Below are 18,040 nucleotides of genomic sequence, written 5' to 3' on the forward strand. Positions count from 1 at the left end.
TAACTCCTTTTAGATCCGTTGTTGGCTAAGCTCGACCAGATGCCCCCAGGTGCGCAAAAGGGCGGGGAACCAGGGCCGTGGCTTGACGTGATGAAGCATCAGGTAAAACGACAACCGGCGCAGGCCGAAGTCGCGCAGGGCGAGGCAGAAACCGCGATACCACTCCCCGGCATCGATAGCGGTGCCCAGCCGCGTCGCCAGCTGGCTGCGGTGAAACGCCACGTGATGTAACAGCGTTTGCAGCGTGGTGCGCTCATCGAGCGTCCACGTTAATAGCTCAGCCAGATCGCGTTGCGGGACATGCAGCGTCGCCAGCTCCCAGTCCCAGCAGCACAGCCGCGAATCCTCCCGGCGCAGCGCGATGTTGCGCGGGCTGAAGTCGTTATGCACCAGCGTTCTCGGCAGCGTCGCCAGCTCGCGCCACTGCGCCGCGCTGTTTTCGGCGCAGTCCAGCCAGTGATGCAGCAGCGATGTGGTGAAAAGCTGTGGCGCAGTGCGATGGCTGAAGGCGGCGATGGCCTGCCACAGCGGCACCATGCTGTTGATGGTGTCGACCGAGGGGAAATCGATATGGCAAAAGGTGGTTTGCAGGTCATCATGGCGGCGATACCAGAGCGCATGGATATCGGCGATGCCCCGCAGCGCGGCATCGATCTGCGGCTGCTGCCAGCGCACGCCGCTGGAGAGGCTGTTAAGCAGCACTTCTTCCCCGAGCAGTTCCTCAATGATGACGCTCTGTTGTCCCTCTTCGTAGGTGCCGTAGAGCGTCGGCACATGGCGGGTAAAGGCGGGATCGCTTTGCGTGATAAGCGCCATCTCCCTTTCCCGCGCGTGGCTGAACTCGCTGGCAGGGAGCAGACGTGCAAGCAGTTCGGCAAGCTCGGGCGTGCAGCCTGCCGCCAGCGAGTGCAGCAGTTGGGTTATCGCATCGGTTGGCGGTTTGTGCTTCAGTAGCGCCGCCACCTGTGTGCCATCTTCACGCTGAAGTCGATAGGCAAACAGGCCGACGGGCAGCGTCGCGCTATGCGAACTGAGCGCCGTCAAAATACTGTCCTGGTTTCCCTGCCAGCGCATCGGAGCGATGTGTGCAGGTGGTTGTTCGCCCCACGCAGCGGTATAGCGGGCGTGCTGAAAGCAGCGGTGAAGCGGATCGCCTCCCCTCCTGCCCGGCGGCGCGGTACGCCGCTGCCGCCCAAGCCGTTCGTGGGATTTGGCAAATTCGTCGCTCGCCAGCGCGCTGAGGGTTGAGATATCGAGCGCCAGGCAAAATGAGGCGATGATCTCCGCCAGCCTTTCGCTGCCGTTGGCACCCTGGCAGCCCAGCATTTGCAGGCACTCAGCCTGGTCGGGAAGCGTGGTCCCGCCGCCGACGGTGCCAATCACCAGCGCCGGAAGCGTCATGCTGCAATAGACGTTGCCCTCGGGCGTGAGGCGCATTTGCAGCTGCGAGAGGGAGGATTCATGGCTACAGGCGATATCCTGGCCGAGCGCGGTAAACATCGCCGCGATGACGTTGGCGGTATTAATATTTACCCCGGTCATGCCGGCAGCGACGGAGCCTTCACAAAAGCCCTGAAACGCCCCGACCAGTTGCGCTGGCTCAATGCGCAGACGGCTGCGGCAGGCGGCAGCGGTGAGCGTTGCCTCGGCGATAACCTGGGTTCCCCTGCCCTGCGCAAAGCTGCTCCACGAGCTTTTCTTATCGCTGGAGAGGTTGCTTTCCAGAATGTAGCGCTGGGGAGTTAACGCCAGCGGAAGGTGCGCGAGGATCCAGCGGCACGCCTGCCAGGTGCAGGTGGTGGTCATATTCTGCCCGGCGGCATCGGCGGTGTGATAGGTAAAGGTCAGATGCACGGCATTACCGATGATGCGCGGCGTCAGGCTGGTGAGGCGCGCAAAACGCGAGTGCTGGCGCACAATGTCGCTGATGTCGGTGAAATAGTCTTCGGCCCAGGCACAGAACGCGAGCGCGTCGCGCACTGAGGGAAATTCGAAGCGCGGCGAACGCATCATCCGTTGACCGGTGACGCGCGCTGTCGCCCCGCCGCTGTGGGTGATGGCGCTGGCACCGCGCGAAACGGAGGCCACCAGCGCCCCTTCGCTGGTCGCCAGCGGCGCGTAAAAGATCCCTTTCGCGCGCCAGCCGTTGATCAGCAGCGGACCGGCAATGCCGACGGGAACTTCAACCGAGCCGATAAACCCCTCAAGATGGCTTTGCAGCTTTTCCGCCTGCAGGCGGGTGGTAGCGATCTGGTTTAAAGTGTGGCCGGTGTGCTGACGCAGCCAGGTCAGCCTCGTTTGCCGCGCCTTCTCGCTCCAGTCGTAGAGATGGCGGCGGGGTAAGGTGGCGGCACTTTCAGGGGTTTCTTCGTGCGGGCGGCACAGCTTGAGCTGCCAGTAGCACTGTTTATTCTCCTGCGGCGAGCGGCAGGTTAATGTCGCCAGCCACTGCCCGCTCTGCTGACGCTCTTTATGCAGGATTTTTAGCGCCGGGAGCTGCACCGCCCGATCGTAGAGAGATAACGCGCGCTGCGGGTCCGTGATAAAGGCATTACAGCGATCTTCGCTTTCAAATAAGAGTGTAAACTCAGCCGGGCGTATATCGACAATTGTCGCCGTAATTAACGATTCCATCATCATTATTCCCTTCCCTTGCGCTACAAATATATTTCAACAATACACAGCAAATATCCTGTCAGCATTGCCATGCCGACCATCGTTTCATTTCTTTTTCTGTTCTGTTGATTGGCATTAATCAGAAAAATCAGCAACTGGCTTATGGTGAAGAAATTAATAAAAGCACTTGCCGCATAAAACCAGATTGATACCGCACCGGTTTTGCACAAAATAAGAAAATACTGCACGATAACCATCAATATCAGCAGGCCGATAATCATCAATACCGACAGGGGCCGACCATATAATTGCGACCAGCTAGTGAGCTCTTCGCGATCCTCGTCCGGCCCTTTACATTTCCGGGTAATTTCAAAACTTAATCCGCATAAGAAGGCGAGCAGCATCAGCAAAATAAGCGGCAGATTAAGCGTTGCCGCAGGCGAGGCGAGGGTTGCCAGCCAGCCGATAACAAACGGCATCACCAGCGTGTGGGAGAGCGCATAGAGGGAGAAGTGCTGTTTAAGCCACTCGGCGGCGAAAAACTCTTTTGTCATCAGGATAGTCCAGCAGAGCAGCAGCCCCCAACTTAGCCATATCTGCGGCTCGCCCTCGCTGAGCAGCGCGATGCCGCCCAGCTGGATCAGCACGCAGAGCGCGCCGAGGCACTTCAGGTGAGTGAGGCTGATAATGCCCTGCTGCAATACTCTCTGCGGGTGGTGAAGGCAGTCATCCGTATAATCTTTATGTTCATCCAGCACGCGGAGCAGCAGAAAAAAGGAGAGTGACAGCAGGCAACCGAGAGCAATTTTTACCGGGCTAATACTCTCTTGTGCGGGTATTGCGACTGAAAAAGATAAAAACCAGAGAATAAAAAAGAGCGGGGTATTGGTTAATGGAAAACGTTCATTTACCCATAACATCATTCGTGAAAACAGCGATCTATTTTCTATAGTGGTCATAGCAACTCCCTGTAAATAATTATCCGAAAACAGAAAGATCGACACCGTTAATTACATTAATAACGAGAAAACTCTGCAAATAAATAAAATAGCAGTGCGCGCAGAGCCAATATAATTCTCCACCACTGCAGTTTCATTTAAAAAAATCGACTGATGTGATCGCTCTCTAATAATATTAAGAAGTTATTACTTATTCGTTATAAAAGACGAAACAATAATATTCTTCCCTTAGTGCTTTTAGGATTAAATTATTTGATTACGTTGGGAGCAGGAAATAAAAAAGGCCACGCTGACAAGCATGGCCTTGATGAGCGGTAACGTTAGCTCAGCGAGGAGGTGGGTGTGGCTGATTTTAATGCGGGTTGCGGTACGTCGCTCCACAGGGTGTCGTAAGCGTGGCCGGTGAGATCCTCAACAATATGGCGCGCTTGTGGCGTCACGTTTTGCTTCAGGCCGCCCGCCTTCAGGCGATCGAGCTCTTCGACGAAGATGCGGTGCGTGCGCTTATTGAGATGGAAGGTCAGTGCCTGCCATAGCGCCACCAGCAGCAGACCAACGGTGCCGACAAACAGCAGCATCACAATGGTGTTGATCGCTTCCTGCGGCTGCACCTGGCTGCCTTTTACGAAACCACCGCTTTGCAGCAGCAGCCCCACCGCAAAGGTTGCGATGGCCACCGTGGTTTTGCGTGAGAAGGTCATCACCGCGGCGAACAGCCCTTCGCGGCGCTGGCGCGTCACCATTTCGTCAATATCAGGAATAAACGGGAAGACGTTCCACGGCGTGAACTCCAGCACGCAGCGCCCCACCTGATAGACCCCGGCGAGGATCACCAGCATCAGCACTTTGTGCTCAGTCGGGAATTGATAGACCAGGAAGAAGCCCGCCAGGCAGATCATCATCAGGCTATAGGCGAACACATAGAGGCGCGAAGGGCCAAATTTGATGATCGCCACCCCTGCCGCCAGCGTCACCGGCAGGCCGACAATGCTCATCGACAGCAGCGTGCCCGCCAGTGATGACGAGACATTCAGGCAGTAGACGCAGAAGAAAACGAACACCGTGTTGTAGACATCTTTTGCGGTAAAGGAGAAGAGGTAGATCGCCAGATGTTTACGAAAGGCACGGATTTTAAGCGTAGAGGCATAATCTTTAAACAGCGCGCCAATGCCGTAGAGCGTCTGCGCCATGCTGCGCTTCTGCGCCGCTTTCTCCATCTCGGCCAGCATCTCCGGCGTTAACTCGCGCTCCCAGGTGACGCGCCAGGAGATAAAGACGCAGACCATAAAGAGCACCGCGAAGACAATGCCGTTGATGAGATACGCATCAGCATTCTTCTCGCCCAGCCAGCCAATCAGCAAGCCCGGGATAAAGGTGGCGAGAAAGGTGCCGGACGCGGAAAGAAACATGCGGCAGGTTGAGAGCTTGGTGCGATCGTTAAAATCTTTCGTCATCTCTGATGGCAGCGTCTCCCACGGGATCAGCACCATCGCGGCGATGATCTCAAAAGCGAGATAGACGGCGAGATAGAACCAGAAGTTCATGCCGTTGAGCCAGAGCAGGACATAGACCAGCATTAACGGCGCGCCAATCAACAGAAAGAAGCGGCGGCGGCCAAACTTTTTGCCTAAGGCATTTTTATAGAAGTGGTCGGTAAAGCTGCCCATAAACAGGCTGACGATGGCGTCAACGATGCGGGCAATGGCCACAATAGAGGCGGCTTGCAGCGGTGACAGGCCGACAAAGGTGGTGTAGTAGAAGAGCAGCCAGGCACCGATCACCGTAAAGGCACCGCCGCCCATAATATCCGTCATGCCGTAGCCAATGCTGACAGGGATGGTGACTTTACGCTGTTTACGACTCATCATCCCCTCCCGCATTTTGATTAATCATTTTAGTTATCAGAGACATAAAAACCCCATATAAGGATTATCGCGTTAACCGCTGGCCGCTGTTTTACGCAGCCAGATTGAGGACGCATGCTTCACGGCACCCACGTTATCTCTGCTGATGATTTCAAGTCTACTACCATACAAGATGAAGTGATGAAATTGTGAGCTTCGTTATAAGCCGGGAAAAATAACGCGTTGAGGGGATTAAAAAGTCAAAAAATGCGAGGCAGCGCTGAGTTTATTGCGCCTGACGTGCATCTGCACTGATGACCTCAAGCGGTGCGGAAAAAGAGGGGGTGAACCTGTTCATCAATCAATAAGAGAAGACCCGCCGCTGACGGGCCGTGCGTTAGCGCGCACAGTTCATTCCAGTAGCTGTAGCGCATGACGAGGTGGAAGCGCTCACTTTTCATCGTAAATCCACATTGAGGGGTGGTAGTCGAGACCGTAGAGCAGGCCAAAAGGGATAAGCAGCGCGACATGGCGCCCGGAATCAAACTCCCCCTCCTCTACCGGCACACTCAGCGGTGGGGTGAGGCGTGAAAGCCATTGTTGCAGCCGTTGTTTCATCAGCACGTACTCCAGCAGAGGGTTGATGCTGTCAGTAAAACGCACTTTGTTGCGCAACCAAAACGACAATTTCTTCGCTCGTTTACCGAAAAACGCAAAAGGTGTAGATAAAAAAAAGCCCCTGCGCGAAGGCAGAGGCAAGGCCATGTCCGAGCCGTAAAACTAGTTAAATACCATACCGCCATCAATCAGCAGAGATTGCCCGGTCATGTAGTCCGAATCCGGGCCAGCGAGGTAAGAGACGCATGCGGCGACATCTTCCGGCTCTGACAGGCGGCCAAGCGTAATGCGTTTCGCGAACTCTTCGGTGCCGTAACCGATCGGTTTTCCCGCCGCTTCAGAGACCTGGCGGTCAATCTCGGCCCACATTGGGGTTTTAACGATCCCCGGGCAGAAGCCGTTAACGGTAATGCCCAGCGGGGCCAGATCGCGTGCGGCGGTCTGGGTTAAGCCGCGTACCGCGAATTTGCTTGAGCTGTAAACCGCCAGTTCCGGGTTACCGACGTGACCGGCCTGTGAACAGGCATTGATAATTTTGCCGCCGTGTTTTTCCGCTTTGAAGGCCTGAATCGCCGCCTGCATGCCCCAAATCACGCCTTTCACGTTGATGTTATAGACCTTGTCGATCACCTCTTCGGTGATGGACTCAATCGGTGTTGAAGGCGCAACCCCGGCGTTGTTGACGATCACGTCAAAGCCGTTCAGTTTTTTGCGCGTCTCTTCGACCGCAGCAAACACCTGCTCGCGGTTGGAAACGTCAACGGTGACGGCAATCGCGCTGCCGTTGCTGGCGTTGATCTCCTCGGCCACCGCTTTTGCGGTCTCACTGTTGTAGTCGGCAACGGCGATGGCAAAACCATCTTTGGCCAGACGCAGGGCGATGGCGCGACCAATACCCTGGCCGGCACCGGTAACAAATGCGACTTTTTTCATAACGACTCCTTAGTTTTTACAGAATCTGGCTGAGGTGCAGCTGGCCCATCAACAGCGGGTTATCGCTGTAGTCCACCGGAATGGCGACCACCGCCGGGCCTTGCGTGTCCATCGCTGCGCGCAGCGTCGGCTCGAGCGCGGCGGTGCTTTCAACGGCAAACCCTTTCGCGCCGAAGGATTCGGCATAGGCTTTAAAATCGACGGGGCCGAAGTTGACTCCGGAGAGGCGCTGATATTTCTTCTCTTCCTGAATCGCCACCATGTTGTAGGCGTTGTCCACCCAGATGATGTGCAGGATATTGGCACCCAGACGCACCGCGGTTTCCAGCTCCATGCTGGATTGTAAAAATCCGCCATCGCCGGAGACGGAGACTACTTTGCGCCCCGGATTGACCAGCCATGCGCCAATCGCCCACGGCAGGGCAACGCCCATCGTCTGCTGGCCATTGGAGATCATCACCTGACGCGCGCGGAAGCTATAGAGGTAGCGGGCAATCCAGATATGGAAGCTGCCCATATCCACCGTCAGGGTGACGTCGTTATTCACGATATCCTGCATCGCGCGGACAATGCGCAGCGGGTGAATAGCAAACTGATTAAGCTGCGCGCCTTTACGGCTGAGCAGTTCGCGCTGGTTGCGACGATCGATAAGGATTTCCGACGCGCGCGGCGAGAGCACCAGCGGTTCGGCAATCTTATGTGCCAGCTTATCGAGCGTACTGCCGATATCGCCAATCAGCTCAACGCTCGGCGAGTAGTTGCGCTCTTCATACGCGGGCAGCACATCAATATGTACCAGCTTCGCATCACCGGTGTTCCACATGGCCGGTTCGTACTCCACCGGGCTGTAGCCGATACAGATGACCAGGTCCGCCAGGTGCAGCAGTCGGTCGCCCGCCTGGTTATTGAAGAGGCCCACACGCCCGGCAAAGCGGGTGAAGTGCTCCTGGTTAACCGCGCCCGCCGCCTGGTAGGTGCTGGTCACCGGAATATGGGTTTTCTCCAGCAGGTGATGCAGCGCGGCGATATTCTCTTCCCGGCTGGCCATCAGGCCGAGCAGGAAGACGGGATTTTTCGCCCCGGCAATCAGCTTCGCGACCTCATCAATCATCTTGTCGGGCGCGGAGCCTAACTGCGGCACGGCGTTAGAGGGCAGAATATTGCCGCTGGCCGGCTGGTCAGAGATATCCTGCGGAATGCTGACAAACGCACTGCCCGGGCGGCCCTGTTCGGCGGCGCGGAAGGCGTTCGAAACCACTTCAGAGATAGCATCCGGGGAGGAGATCTCAACGGAATATTTGGTCACCGGCTGGAACATGGCGACCGTGTCCATGCTCTGGTGCACCAGCTTGGCTTTATCGGCGCGTTTTACTGCCCCACCGAGTGCGACCACCGGGTCACCTTCGCTGTTGGCGGTCGCCATGCCGGTAATCAGGTTGGAGCAGCCAGGACCCGAGGTCACCAGCGCTACGCCCGCTTTGCCGGTGATACGCCCGACCGCTGCCGCCATAAACGCGGCGTTCGCTTCGTGGCGTACCGGAATAAGTTCAATTGAGGAATCGAGAAGAGAATCAAACACTTTATCGATTTTCGCGCCGGGGATGCCGAAGACATGTTTGACACCCTGCGCTTCCAGTTGCCCCACCACCATGTCGGCACCGTGGGCCCACATCTGGGTATGGCGTTCGTTGCTCATACACTACTCCTTTACATCACTTAGTTCTCAACCGAACGGATGGCGGCGTCCAGATTATCCGGGTGCAGATCCGCTTTCAGGAAGGCTTCATCGGCAGGCAGATCGATCATCAGTTGATGGATTTCACCAAAGGTCAGCGTGCCGTGATCCAGCTGGTAGTCGAGGAGATGACCGCCACCGTGGCGATCGTCGGTAATAAAATGCTCGTGGTAACCCGCCACATTGATCCCCTGCATATATTGCGGGGTGCGGAAACCGACCAGCACGCCGTCGCGACCGTTAAAACGGAAGACGGGCTGATCGTCGAGCACATCGGTCATGGCGCGATAGGGCGGCGTCTGGCGCGGCACGGTGCGGGTGTGCGCATGGCGGAAATGGCCGTCGATGCGCAGGGCGCAAAACAGGTTGTCGGACGGGATCTGCCGGTCAATTACCTCATGCAGCGCCTGGCGGCTGATCGGCTCCTCAAACACGTGCCGGTATTGCGGTTTAAACCAGGTCATCACCGCAAAGGGGGTTTTCTGCTCCGGCTTCGCGGCGCGGGCACTGCCATCGGAACGTAATTGGTACACTTCGCTGTTAAAGGCAATTAATTCGCCATCAAGCTCATTAAATGTACCCAGACCAAAATCGCCATGATTAAGTAGATCCTTAATCGTGGTATTTCCTTCATAAACTCCGCTAAGTAGCGCACTCATTAGCGATGTTTGATATATCACGCCGTTTGGCTTGCTTTCAGAAAAAGCACGAATTGTGTTTCGTAGATTTTCTTCGCAAGAACAATCAGTTGCGTTACCCATCATCTTTTCCCCCACTGTAGAGACGATTAGAAAAGCTGATTAAATATTGACTCGTTTCAGCGGGGGATTCCAATATAGAAAACATGAGGGTTTAAGATGTTTTAGATATGGAACTTCGTTATTTACGTTATTTTGTCGCCGTTGCCCAGACGCAACACTTCACGCGGGCAGCCGAAATGCTCGGTATGTCGCAGCCGCCATTAAGCCAACAGATCCGCCGACTTGAGCAGGAAGTGGGCACCCCGCTGTTCCATCGCCTGACGCGTGGCGTCACGCTCACCGAGGCCGGCGAGGCCTTCTATGAAGATGCCTGCCATATCCTCGCCATGAGCGATGCGGCGCTGGAAAAAGCGAAGGGCATCGCCCGGGGGATTAACGGCAAGCTCAACCTTGGCGTGACCAGCTCCAACGCTTTCCATACCCACTTCTTCTCGGTGCTGCGCCAGTTTCAGCGTGACTACCCGAAGGTGGCGCTCTATCAGAAAGAGGACAATATGGCGACGCTGATCCACGGCCTGGATGAGGGGCTGATTGACGTGGCGTTCGTGCGCCTGCCGTGCGAAAGCAGCAAAACCTTTAGCCTGAAACTGGTGGATGAGGAGCCGATGCTGATTGCCCTGCACCGCACCCATCCGCTGTCGGCGAAGGCGGATATCGCGCTCAGCGAATTGCAGAACACGCCGCTGATTATCTTTCCGCAAGCGGTGTCGCCAGGGCTGTATGAGCTGATCTACAACGCCTGCCTGCGTGCCGGTGTGGAGATGGATAACGCCCATCAGGCCTCGCAGTTCTCTTCATCCCTGAGCATGGTGGCGGCCGGTTTCGGCTTTGCCATCATTCCGCAGTCGATGGCCTGCTTTGGGCATCCGATGGTGACGTTTCATTCGGTGGCGGGAAACACCTTGAAAACCGATGTGGCGCTGGCGTGGCGCAAGTTCGAGCGCTCACCGGCGGTCAGGCGGTTTATCGATCACTTTTAAGCGCCCGGAGGATCGGGCGCTAAGCGTTTAACGGCGGTGGGTATTGACCACTTGTCCGATGCCTTTGCCATCAAGGGCGGCATCAGGATCGGCGAAAAAATCGAGGTTGAAGTAAGTGTCATCGGTCAGCAGTTCAACCCGGTGCCAGTACTCCGGCGGGCTGATGCCAAACTGCCCTGCTTCGATCACCACTTCTCGCTCAGGAGTGGTGTCATGCTCACTGGCGAAACCGAGATATTTCACCGCGCCCTGCATCACCGACAGGCGGCCATAGACCCCCTTTTTGGTGTTGTGGTGCGTCAAAAGCGCCGGCGGCACCGTCTCTTTGGTCCAGAAGGGCGTCGAGCGGGTGTGGCGAAAATGGAGTGGAATAAGCTGCGTCATTGTTAGCCTCCGGTTACCAGCCGCATACGTTGGTCTCTTCATCCGATTCGTAGCCGCGGACGATATTAATCAGATCTTTTACCGCGTCGGCGGCAATAAGGGGATCGGTCAGTTCACTGAGGCGGGTAAAATCTTTATCGACCGAGACGCCATTATTATTATTGGTGACAGTCAGCGCATATTCTCCGTCATTATCGAGAGGCAATTTTAATTTCGCAACCAGTTCAGAAACGGCCTGGTTCGCAATATCAGGAAGGTAGAGCGACATCGGCTTTAAATAAACTTTCTGCTCTGCTTTACCGCTTTCCCGATGGGAAACTGAGAGTGAGTAACCTCTGTTTTCTGTATCCATAATTGCTACCTCAACCTTCAATCAGAATTTGGGGATCAACATAGAAATCGACGCTGAATACTGTGTCGTCACTGAGCGCCTCAATGTTGTGCCATTTTTCAGGCGGGAAGACGCCGAACTCACCGGCGTGGATGGTCAGGGTTTCCGCCGGCTCTGGGCTGGTCTCATCGGCATAGCCGTAATAGCGGATCGCGCCGCGCTGCACGCTTAAACGCGGGTAAACACCCTGACGCGTACCGGCATCAAGATGGCGTTTCCAGATGGAGGCTGGCGCGGTCTCTTTTGTCCAGAACGGCGTGGTGCGGGTGTGGACATAATTCGCGGGTATAGTAATGCGTTGCATATTTCATCCTCTTTTTATCTCAGCCACTGTTGTCGCCGGGAGGGGGAAAAGCATATGTTGCATAGCATATACCTGTTTTAAAAAATATCGACTATTTTTTATAAATGTTATTTAAAGTTGATAAGATAAATCTTCACAAACCTATTTCGTGCTACTTTTTATACTCCGAAAGGATCATATTAATAAAAATCAAAAGCGCGATAAAAATGAAAACCTATCGATAAAAAATGAAATTATTTATTCGGCAACGCTAAATAAAGGCCCCCGGCGCGGGGGCAACATCACTTATTGCAGAAGGGTGCTCTCCCAGCCGTCGAAAATGGCTGCCACGTTATACTGCGCGGCGTCCGCCTCGCTGAGCTGATAGCGCTCACCGCCCTGCCCGGCGCCTGGCCCACGGTTATTGACCTCATAAAAACGGCTGTCCTGTGGGTAAAACCAAATTTTATCGCCGTGCTTATCTTTGCCGGACATCTTGTCCCAGCCGTAGATATGGTCATCAATCTCGCTATTGATAATCGCCGCCAGGCCAATGGCGTTCGGGTCGGCATAGCGCCCGTCGCTAAACTGGGTGGTCGGGTGCCACGGGCGGCCCAGCGCAAAGCTTTTCGCCGGTACGCCCGGCTCTTTGCTCAGCTTACTGTTGATAATAAACAGGCCAAACCGCTCCCCGGCCTGGGTGGCAGGCGCGGTGAGATAACCGTATGGCGGAGCGGTGTCATCACGGTTGCGGGCAATGATTTCGCAGCGATCGAACACCGCGATACCGGGGCCGAAGATAAAATCGACGTGGCCGCTGATGGCGCAGTCGGTGAAGTAGCTGCGGCTGCCCTGCTTGCTGTAAAAAGTGTCCTGATAACCCTCAAGGCGAACGTGACGAAAGCGCGCTCTGTCTGCCCCGTCTGCCACCATCAGCGCCACCGCCTGGGTATCTTTCAGCTTCTTCGCATCGCCTTCCGGCAGCGCGGCGTTGGCGGGGAAATCAAAAGTATTACGAATGGTGAGGTTCTCCAGCGTCACGCCGCTGGCGCGGATCTCTACCGTGCTGGTGCGCCCGGTGCCGAGCTTCTCTCCCTGCTCATCCAGCGCACCTGCGGGGGTATTGGCCTCAATCACCGTGCCTGCCGTCGATTCCCCAATCAGTGTGACGGGCTTTTCAATGACCAGCCGCTCATGCCAGCGCCCCTCTTTAATCAGAATGCGCCACGGCGTGCCGCTCTGAGGCGCGGCGTCGAGCGCCTGGCCGATAGTGGAAAATTCACCAGCCTGCGGCGTCGGCGATACCACGGCGTTCCACTCGGCTGCCTGCGCGCTGGCGCTCAGGCAGATCAGCAGCAGTGCGGAGCAGTGCAGGGTTTTCATTGTTCTCTCCTTGGTCGTTTTTTGGGCAAAGGCAGTTCATGCAGCAGGGCGCAGATCCGCCAGATATGACGCGTTGCCAGCGCTGCGCGCCGGTTCCATCGGGATCTGCTACTGGCAAATAGCGGCCTCTGTCCAAAGTCAGTAAGGAGAGTCGGCTTAACGGGCTGTAATGCTTTTATTTTTTTACGAGAGCATAGGCCAGTAAAAAGCCTTTGCGCATTTTAAAACGCTGTTTTGAGATCAAACTCAAACTTATGACGTCCATTACTCAAACGAGAATCAAAACTATTATCACGATAAAAAAGAGAAATTATTCCCGCTGACATAGGTTGTTTCTGAACGCAGCTATATATGGCAGCAGGTTGATTAATTGACTAAAAACGCCTTAAATCATAAGAAGCTATTTTACCTGGCCTCAGGAGTGCTTTTCTGGCAACCTTTGCTTCCCTTTGAGTGGGTAAAAAATTAACATTGCCCGACGTGGTTTTAATATTTGAACGCGGACTCAACCTGCAACGGTAAGTAAAATAATCATGAAAAATAAAAAGATAGACACGATGGCCCGCGTCGCTATGCGCATCAGGGGCTTATCAGTAAAGGAAAAACGTCTTCGCTACCAGGATAAGATGTTTACCTTTAAATATGTTTCCGGACATTACGAAGTCTTTTTGGACGGTGAAAAAGTTGACACCTTCGCTACGGAAAACATCAACCAGGCGATTGCGGATTTTAAAGAAAAAAATAACAAAAACAGGCGCTGATAAACCTGCAAATACGCTTTTATGCCCCGCGTTTACTCCTGTAATTAAATCTTAGAGCACACATAATACCGGGCGACATTACCGTTCGCGCCGGTCTCTTCGCGCACGTCATTAATTCCTCAAAGAAACAACCTCTTAAAATTAGTAGTTAAATCACAAGCTTAGGCATAATTTTTTTACACAAGTTGTTTACTTGGTAACGATAATTCATATCATCTTGATAATTACTCTCAACTTGAGAGCGGTGTTTACCCCGACCGGTTAAGGTCGTCTTCACCTGCATAATCAGGAACGTTATAAGAATGAAAAATCGTTACCTTTGGGCTATTAACCCCTGTTTGTTGATGATGTTATCCGCGCAGGCCGCGGCACAAGACGCAAAAGAGGAGACGCTGGTGGTGGCCGCCAGCCGTGCCAATCACAGCGTCGCCGATATGGCGCAAACCACCTGGGTCATTGAGCAGGCTGAAATTGAGCAGCAGGTTCAGGGTGGTAAAGAGTTAAAAGAGGTGCTGGCGCAGCTTATTCCGGGAATGGATGTCAGCAGCCAGGGGCGCACCAACTACGGCATGAATATGCGCGGGCGCTCAATGATGGTGATGGTCGACGGCGTGCGTCTCAACTCATCGCGCACCGACAGCCGCCAGCTCGACTCTATCGATCCCTTTAATATCGCGCGCATTGAGATTATCTCCGGCGCGACCTCGCTCTATGGCGGCGGCAGCACCGGCGGCCTGATCAATATCGTCACTAAAAAGGGGCAGCCGGAGACGGAAGTCGAGTTCCAGACCGGTACCAAAAGCGGTTTTAACAGCCATAACGATCATGATGACAACGTTGCGGCCTCGGTGAGTGGCGGTAATGATAAGGCCTCCGGGCGGCTGTCGGTTGCTTATCAGCGCTACGGCGGCTGGTATGATGGCAAAGGCGATGAGGTACTCATTGATAACACCCAGACCGGCCTGCAATACTCTGACCGGCTGGACGTGATGGGCACCGGCACGCTCAATATCGACGAGCACCAGCAACTGCAACTTACCACTCAGTACTTTAAGAGCGAGTCTGACGGGAAACATGGCCTCTTCTTAGGCGAAAACTTCTCGGCAGTCACCGGCTCCGCTACGGCCTACAACAAAGGCAACCTTGATGCCGACCGTATCCCGGGCACCGAGCGCCACCTGATCAATCTGCAATACTCGAACACCGATTTCTGGGGCCAGGATGTGGTAGCGCAGATCTACTACCGCGATGAGAGCCTGGCGTTTTACCCCTTCCCAACCCTCTCAAGCGGCCGGGTCACCAGCATTGGTGCTTCGCAGCAGAAGACCGACTTTTATGGCGGCAAGTTGACCATCAACAGCAAACCGGTTGATGCCCTGACGCTGACCTGGGGGATCGATGCTGAACATGAAACCTTCGACGCCAACCAGCAGTTCTTCAATCTGAACAGCGCCGCCGCCAGCGGAGGCATGCAGCTCGATAAAACCTTTAAGGTTGAGCGCTATCCGGGCTACAGCATCACCAATATCGCGCCGTTCCTGCAAAGCAGCTACGACATTGACGCCATCACCCTGAGCGGCGGCGTGCGTTACCAGTACATGGAAAACCGCATCGACGATTTTGTCGGTTATTCCCAGCAGCAGGCGATTGCCAGTGGTAAAGCGACCTCAGCGGACGCCGTGCCAGGCGGGAAAACGGATTACAACAATCTGCTGTTTAACGCCGGAATCCTCGGTCATCTGAGCGACCGCCAGCAGCTGTGGTTCAACTTCTCGCAGGGTTTTGAGATCCCTGACCCTGCTAAGTATTACGGCGCGGGCACCTATCAGTTAGTTGATGGTCACTACCGTCTGCTGAACAGCGTCAACATGAACGAGTTGAAGCTGGATGGCGTAAAAGTTAACGCCTACGAACTGGGCTGGCGCTACACCGGCGACAACCTGCGCACGCAGATTGCAGGCTACTATTCACTCTCTGATAAGACTATCAAGATCAACAAGAGCGACATGTCTATCGTTGTTGATGAGGGTAAGCGCCGCATTTATGGCGTCGAGGGTCAGGTGGATTACTTCTTTACCGACAGCGAGTGGAGCACCGGTGCCAACTTCAACGCCATCAAATCCGAGACGCAGGCGAACGGTAAGTGGGAGAAACTAAGCATCGACAGCGCCAGCCCGTCGAAAGTGAGCGCGTGGATCAACTGGGCGCCGGGCGACTGGACACTGCGCCTGCAGAGCACGCAGAGTTTCGACCTCTCCGATGCCGACGGTAAGCGCATCGATGGCTATAACACGATTGATATGCTTGGCAGTTATGCCCTGCCGGTGGGCAAAGTGAGCTTTAGTGTGGAAAACCTGCTGGATGAGGAGTACACCACCACCTGGGGCCAGCGTGCACCGGGATTATATAGCCCAACCTATGGCGCGCCGGGGTTATATACCTACAAAGGACGTGGTCGGACATTCGGCGTAAATTATTCGGTTCTCTTCTGATATCTACTGCCGCCTGGAAAACAGGCGGCAGTAATTCTCAGCCGAATGCCTGCTTATAATCAATCTTGCTTGCCTTACCTTAAGCCAAATAGAATAATTTTTTTTGAGTTATTTCTTAATTAACTCACTGAGAATATAAAATATATTAACTAAAACGGCGAAGCGTTATTGCATATCCGTCGGGGTAGATTCGCCGGGTGCAATCTGCTGCGCCTGTTTTATTTTGCTCTGCTGGGCCGTTTTGTTAAGTGCCTCAAGCTCCTGGGCACGCGCTAGCTGCTCCTGCGTCACTTTTCTCCCGGTAAAGGCATCAACCATTTCGGTTCGCCCATCGGGATATTTCACTACGGTTACCAGTCGCCCGCCGAATTGGGGAATGCCGGACATCTCAAGGGCATAATCAATCTCTTGATTTTCCACTCGTTTCTTTTGACGCACCGGCTCTTCGGCTTTTACCTCTTTACTCTCTTTATGGCTCTCCGCTTTGCTGGAAAGGGTCACTTTTATGCTCTCATCCTGATAGGTATGAGCCTCTTTGACACTCTCTGTAGAGGTGGTCATCGCCGCTTTATGGGTGGCGTGCTCATGTGTGTTGGCAAGCGGAGGGCTTGCCTGAATAGCCTGAATTTCCTGCATAATTCTCTCCGCGTGTAGTTAACAGATAATTAGCTGATGACTCTTCCAGGATGAGTCGAAAAAAATATCCCTATAACGTTTATCGTCAGCCTGAGAAAACAAATTAATAAGAAATAATGGTAACAGTAGCTTAATTATAGACATTTTAAAAATAAGAAAAGACTTATTTAATACAATAAGAATTTTACTTAAAGAGACGAAATAATAATGAATCGATTTTAAGTCAGTGCATTTAAATAAAACTTTTGCAGACAACCAGTGAAAGATAGCGCGGCCGATAACCACAATAATGGCCACTCTTTTCCGCCCGGATTGTGGTGTATCCTCGCGAAAGGCGACTGCTACACTGCAAGGCATGTAGCCCGACAACATCAAACATCACAGAGAGGGAAACGCTATGTCAGACAACTATCAACCCCCGAAGGTGTGGACATGGGATCAATCCGGCGGCGGCGCGTTTGCCAATATCAACCGCCCGGTTTCCGGTGCCACCCATGAAAAGGCGCTGCCGACGGGCAAACATCCGTTGCAGCTCTACTCCCTCGGTACGCCGAACGGCCAGAAAGTGACGATTATGCTCGAAGAGCTGCTGGCGAAAGGCGTCTCTGAAGCGGAGTATGACGCGTGGCTGATCCGCATCGGTGAAGGGGATCAATTCTCCAGCGGTTTCGTCGAGGTGAACCCGAACTCGAAAATCCCGGCGCTGCGCGACCACAGCACCACCCCGCCGACCCGCGTGTTTGAGTCGGGCAATATCCTGCTCTATCTGGCAGAGAAGTTTGGTCATTTTCTGCCGCGCGATCTCGCCGCGCGCACCGAAACGCTGAACTGGCTCTTTTGGTTGCAGGGCTCCGCGCCGTTCCTCGGCGGCGGCTTTGGTCACTTCTATAGCTATGCGCCGGTGAAGATCGAATACGCTATCAACCGCTTCACCATGGAGGCCAAGCGCCAGCTCGACGTGCTGGATAAGCAGCTGGCGGAACATCAATTTGTCGCAGGCGATGAGTACACCATTGCCGATATGGCGATCTGGCCATGGTACGGCAACGTGGTGCTGGGCAATGTCTATGATGCGGCGGAGTTCCTTGACGCGGGCAGCTACAAAAACGTCCAGCGCTGGGCGAAAGCGATCGCTGAACGCCCGGCAGTGAAGCGCGGCCGCATGGTTAACCGCACCTTCGGCCCGGCGAATGAGCAGTTGCATGAGCGCCACGACGCCAGCGACTTTGATACGCAAACCGAAGATAAACGCGGCGCGTAAGGG

General features: G+C 54.5%; 17 protein-coding genes. 4 read left to right on the forward strand and 13 right to left on the reverse strand.

Annotated elements, in window-relative coordinates:
• Positions 1-9: 9 nt before the first annotated feature.
• The 8 genes from BWI95_RS06510 to budA form a co-directional block, all read right to left on the reverse strand.
• Positions 10-2,640 carry a hydroxymethylglutaryl-CoA reductase gene (locus tag BWI95_RS06510; RefSeq protein ID WP_076769208.1) on the reverse strand — a complete coding sequence of 877 codons (2,631 nt, stop codon included), beginning with the start codon at positions 2,638-2,640 and terminating at the stop codon, positions 10-12.
• 17 nt (positions 2,641-2,657) lie between these two features.
• Complete coding sequence (locus BWI95_RS06515) at positions 2,658-3,575, reverse strand: UbiA prenyltransferase family protein (RefSeq protein WP_076769209.1); 918 nt, start codon at positions 3,573-3,575, stop codon at positions 2,658-2,660.
• Between the two features lie 320 nt (positions 3,576-3,895).
• Positions 3,896-5,440 carry an MFS transporter gene (locus BWI95_RS06520; protein ID WP_076769210.1) on the reverse strand — a complete coding sequence of 515 codons (1,545 nt, stop codon included), beginning with the start codon at positions 5,438-5,440 and terminating at the stop codon, positions 3,896-3,898.
• 299 nt (positions 5,441-5,739) lie between these two features.
• A complete protein-coding gene (locus BWI95_RS23255) occupies positions 5,740-5,880 on the reverse strand; it encodes a hypothetical protein (protein WP_156884895.1) in 141 nt (46 codons plus the stop codon).
• Complete coding sequence (locus tag BWI95_RS06525; RefSeq protein ID WP_156884896.1) at positions 5,870-6,106, reverse strand: hypothetical protein; 237 nt, start codon at positions 6,104-6,106, stop codon at positions 5,870-5,872. Before BWI95_RS06525 ends, BWI95_RS23255 begins: the two co-directional genes overlap by 11 nt.
• A gap of 93 nt (positions 6,107-6,199) precedes the next feature.
• On the reverse strand, positions 6,200-6,970 hold the full coding sequence (locus BWI95_RS06530) for a (S)-acetoin forming diacetyl reductase (protein ID WP_076769211.1): 771 nt from the start codon (positions 6,968-6,970) through the stop codon (positions 6,200-6,202).
• A 16-nt stretch (positions 6,971-6,986) separates the two neighbouring features.
• Positions 6,987-8,666 carry an acetolactate synthase AlsS gene (gene alsS, locus BWI95_RS06535; RefSeq protein ID WP_054803393.1) on the reverse strand — a complete coding sequence of 560 codons (1,680 nt, stop codon included), beginning with the start codon at positions 8,664-8,666 and terminating at the stop codon, positions 6,987-6,989.
• Between the two features lie 20 nt (positions 8,667-8,686).
• Positions 8,687-9,466 carry an acetolactate decarboxylase gene (gene budA / locus BWI95_RS06540; RefSeq protein ID WP_054803392.1) on the reverse strand — a complete coding sequence of 260 codons (780 nt, stop codon included), beginning with the start codon at positions 9,464-9,466 and terminating at the stop codon, positions 8,687-8,689.
• Positions 9,467-9,573: 107 nt separating this feature from the next.
• Between budA and BWI95_RS06545 the strand changes: the two genes are divergently transcribed.
• Positions 9,574-10,446 carry a LysR family transcriptional regulator gene (locus BWI95_RS06545; RefSeq protein ID WP_023480780.1) on the forward strand — a complete coding sequence of 291 codons (873 nt, stop codon included), beginning with the start codon at positions 9,574-9,576 and terminating at the stop codon, positions 10,444-10,446.
• Positions 10,447-10,473: 27 nt separating this feature from the next.
• On the opposite strand, the gene BWI95_RS06550 is transcribed toward BWI95_RS06545, so the two are convergent.
• The 4 genes from BWI95_RS06550 to BWI95_RS06565 form a co-directional block, all read right to left on the reverse strand.
• Entirely contained in the window at positions 10,474-10,830 is a 357-nt protein-coding gene (locus BWI95_RS06550) for a TehB-like domain-containing protein (protein ID WP_076769212.1), read from the reverse strand.
• Positions 10,831-10,843: 13 nt separating this feature from the next.
• The gene (locus BWI95_RS06555; protein WP_054803391.1) at positions 10,844-11,182 is read right to left on the reverse strand and encodes a DUF1869 domain-containing protein; all 339 of its coding nucleotides are present in this window, start codon (positions 11,180-11,182) and stop codon (positions 10,844-10,846) included.
• A 10-nt stretch (positions 11,183-11,192) separates the two neighbouring features.
• On the reverse strand, positions 11,193-11,525 hold the full coding sequence (locus tag BWI95_RS06560; RefSeq protein WP_042718034.1) for a TehB-like domain-containing protein: 333 nt from the start codon (positions 11,523-11,525) through the stop codon (positions 11,193-11,195).
• A gap of 285 nt (positions 11,526-11,810) precedes the next feature.
• Positions 11,811-12,887 carry a pectinesterase family protein gene (locus BWI95_RS06565; protein ID WP_076769213.1) on the reverse strand — a complete coding sequence of 359 codons (1,077 nt, stop codon included), beginning with the start codon at positions 12,885-12,887 and terminating at the stop codon, positions 11,811-11,813.
• A gap of 533 nt (positions 12,888-13,420) precedes the next feature.
• Between BWI95_RS06565 and BWI95_RS06570 the strand changes: the two genes are divergently transcribed.
• Positions 13,421-13,648 (forward strand): hypothetical protein, encoded by a 228-nt coding sequence (locus tag BWI95_RS06570; protein WP_042718032.1) that lies wholly within the window; start codon positions 13,421-13,423, stop codon positions 13,646-13,648.
• A 302-nt stretch (positions 13,649-13,950) separates the two neighbouring features.
• Positions 13,951-16,140 (forward strand): TonB-dependent siderophore receptor, encoded by a 2,190-nt coding sequence (locus BWI95_RS06575; protein WP_076769214.1) that lies wholly within the window; start codon positions 13,951-13,953, stop codon positions 16,138-16,140.
• A 165-nt stretch (positions 16,141-16,305) separates the two neighbouring features.
• Here BWI95_RS06575 and BWI95_RS06580 read toward each other — a convergent pair whose 3' ends face one another.
• The gene (locus tag BWI95_RS06580) at positions 16,306-16,776 is read right to left on the reverse strand and encodes a hypothetical protein (protein WP_054803389.1); all 471 of its coding nucleotides are present in this window, start codon (positions 16,774-16,776) and stop codon (positions 16,306-16,308) included.
• A gap of 397 nt (positions 16,777-17,173) precedes the next feature.
• Here BWI95_RS06580 and yghU point away from each other — a divergent pair, with 397 nt between their 5' ends.
• Positions 17,174-18,037 carry a glutathione-dependent disulfide-bond oxidoreductase gene (gene yghU, locus BWI95_RS06585; RefSeq protein WP_054803388.1) on the forward strand — a complete coding sequence of 288 codons (864 nt, stop codon included), beginning with the start codon at positions 17,174-17,176 and terminating at the stop codon, positions 18,035-18,037.
• Positions 18,038-18,040 lie beyond the last annotated feature (3 nt).

It is taken from the genome of Kosakonia cowanii JCM 10956 = DSM 18146, assembly GCF_001975225.1.
Taxonomy (GTDB): Bacteria; Pseudomonadota; Gammaproteobacteria; order Enterobacterales; family Enterobacteriaceae; genus Kosakonia; species Kosakonia cowanii.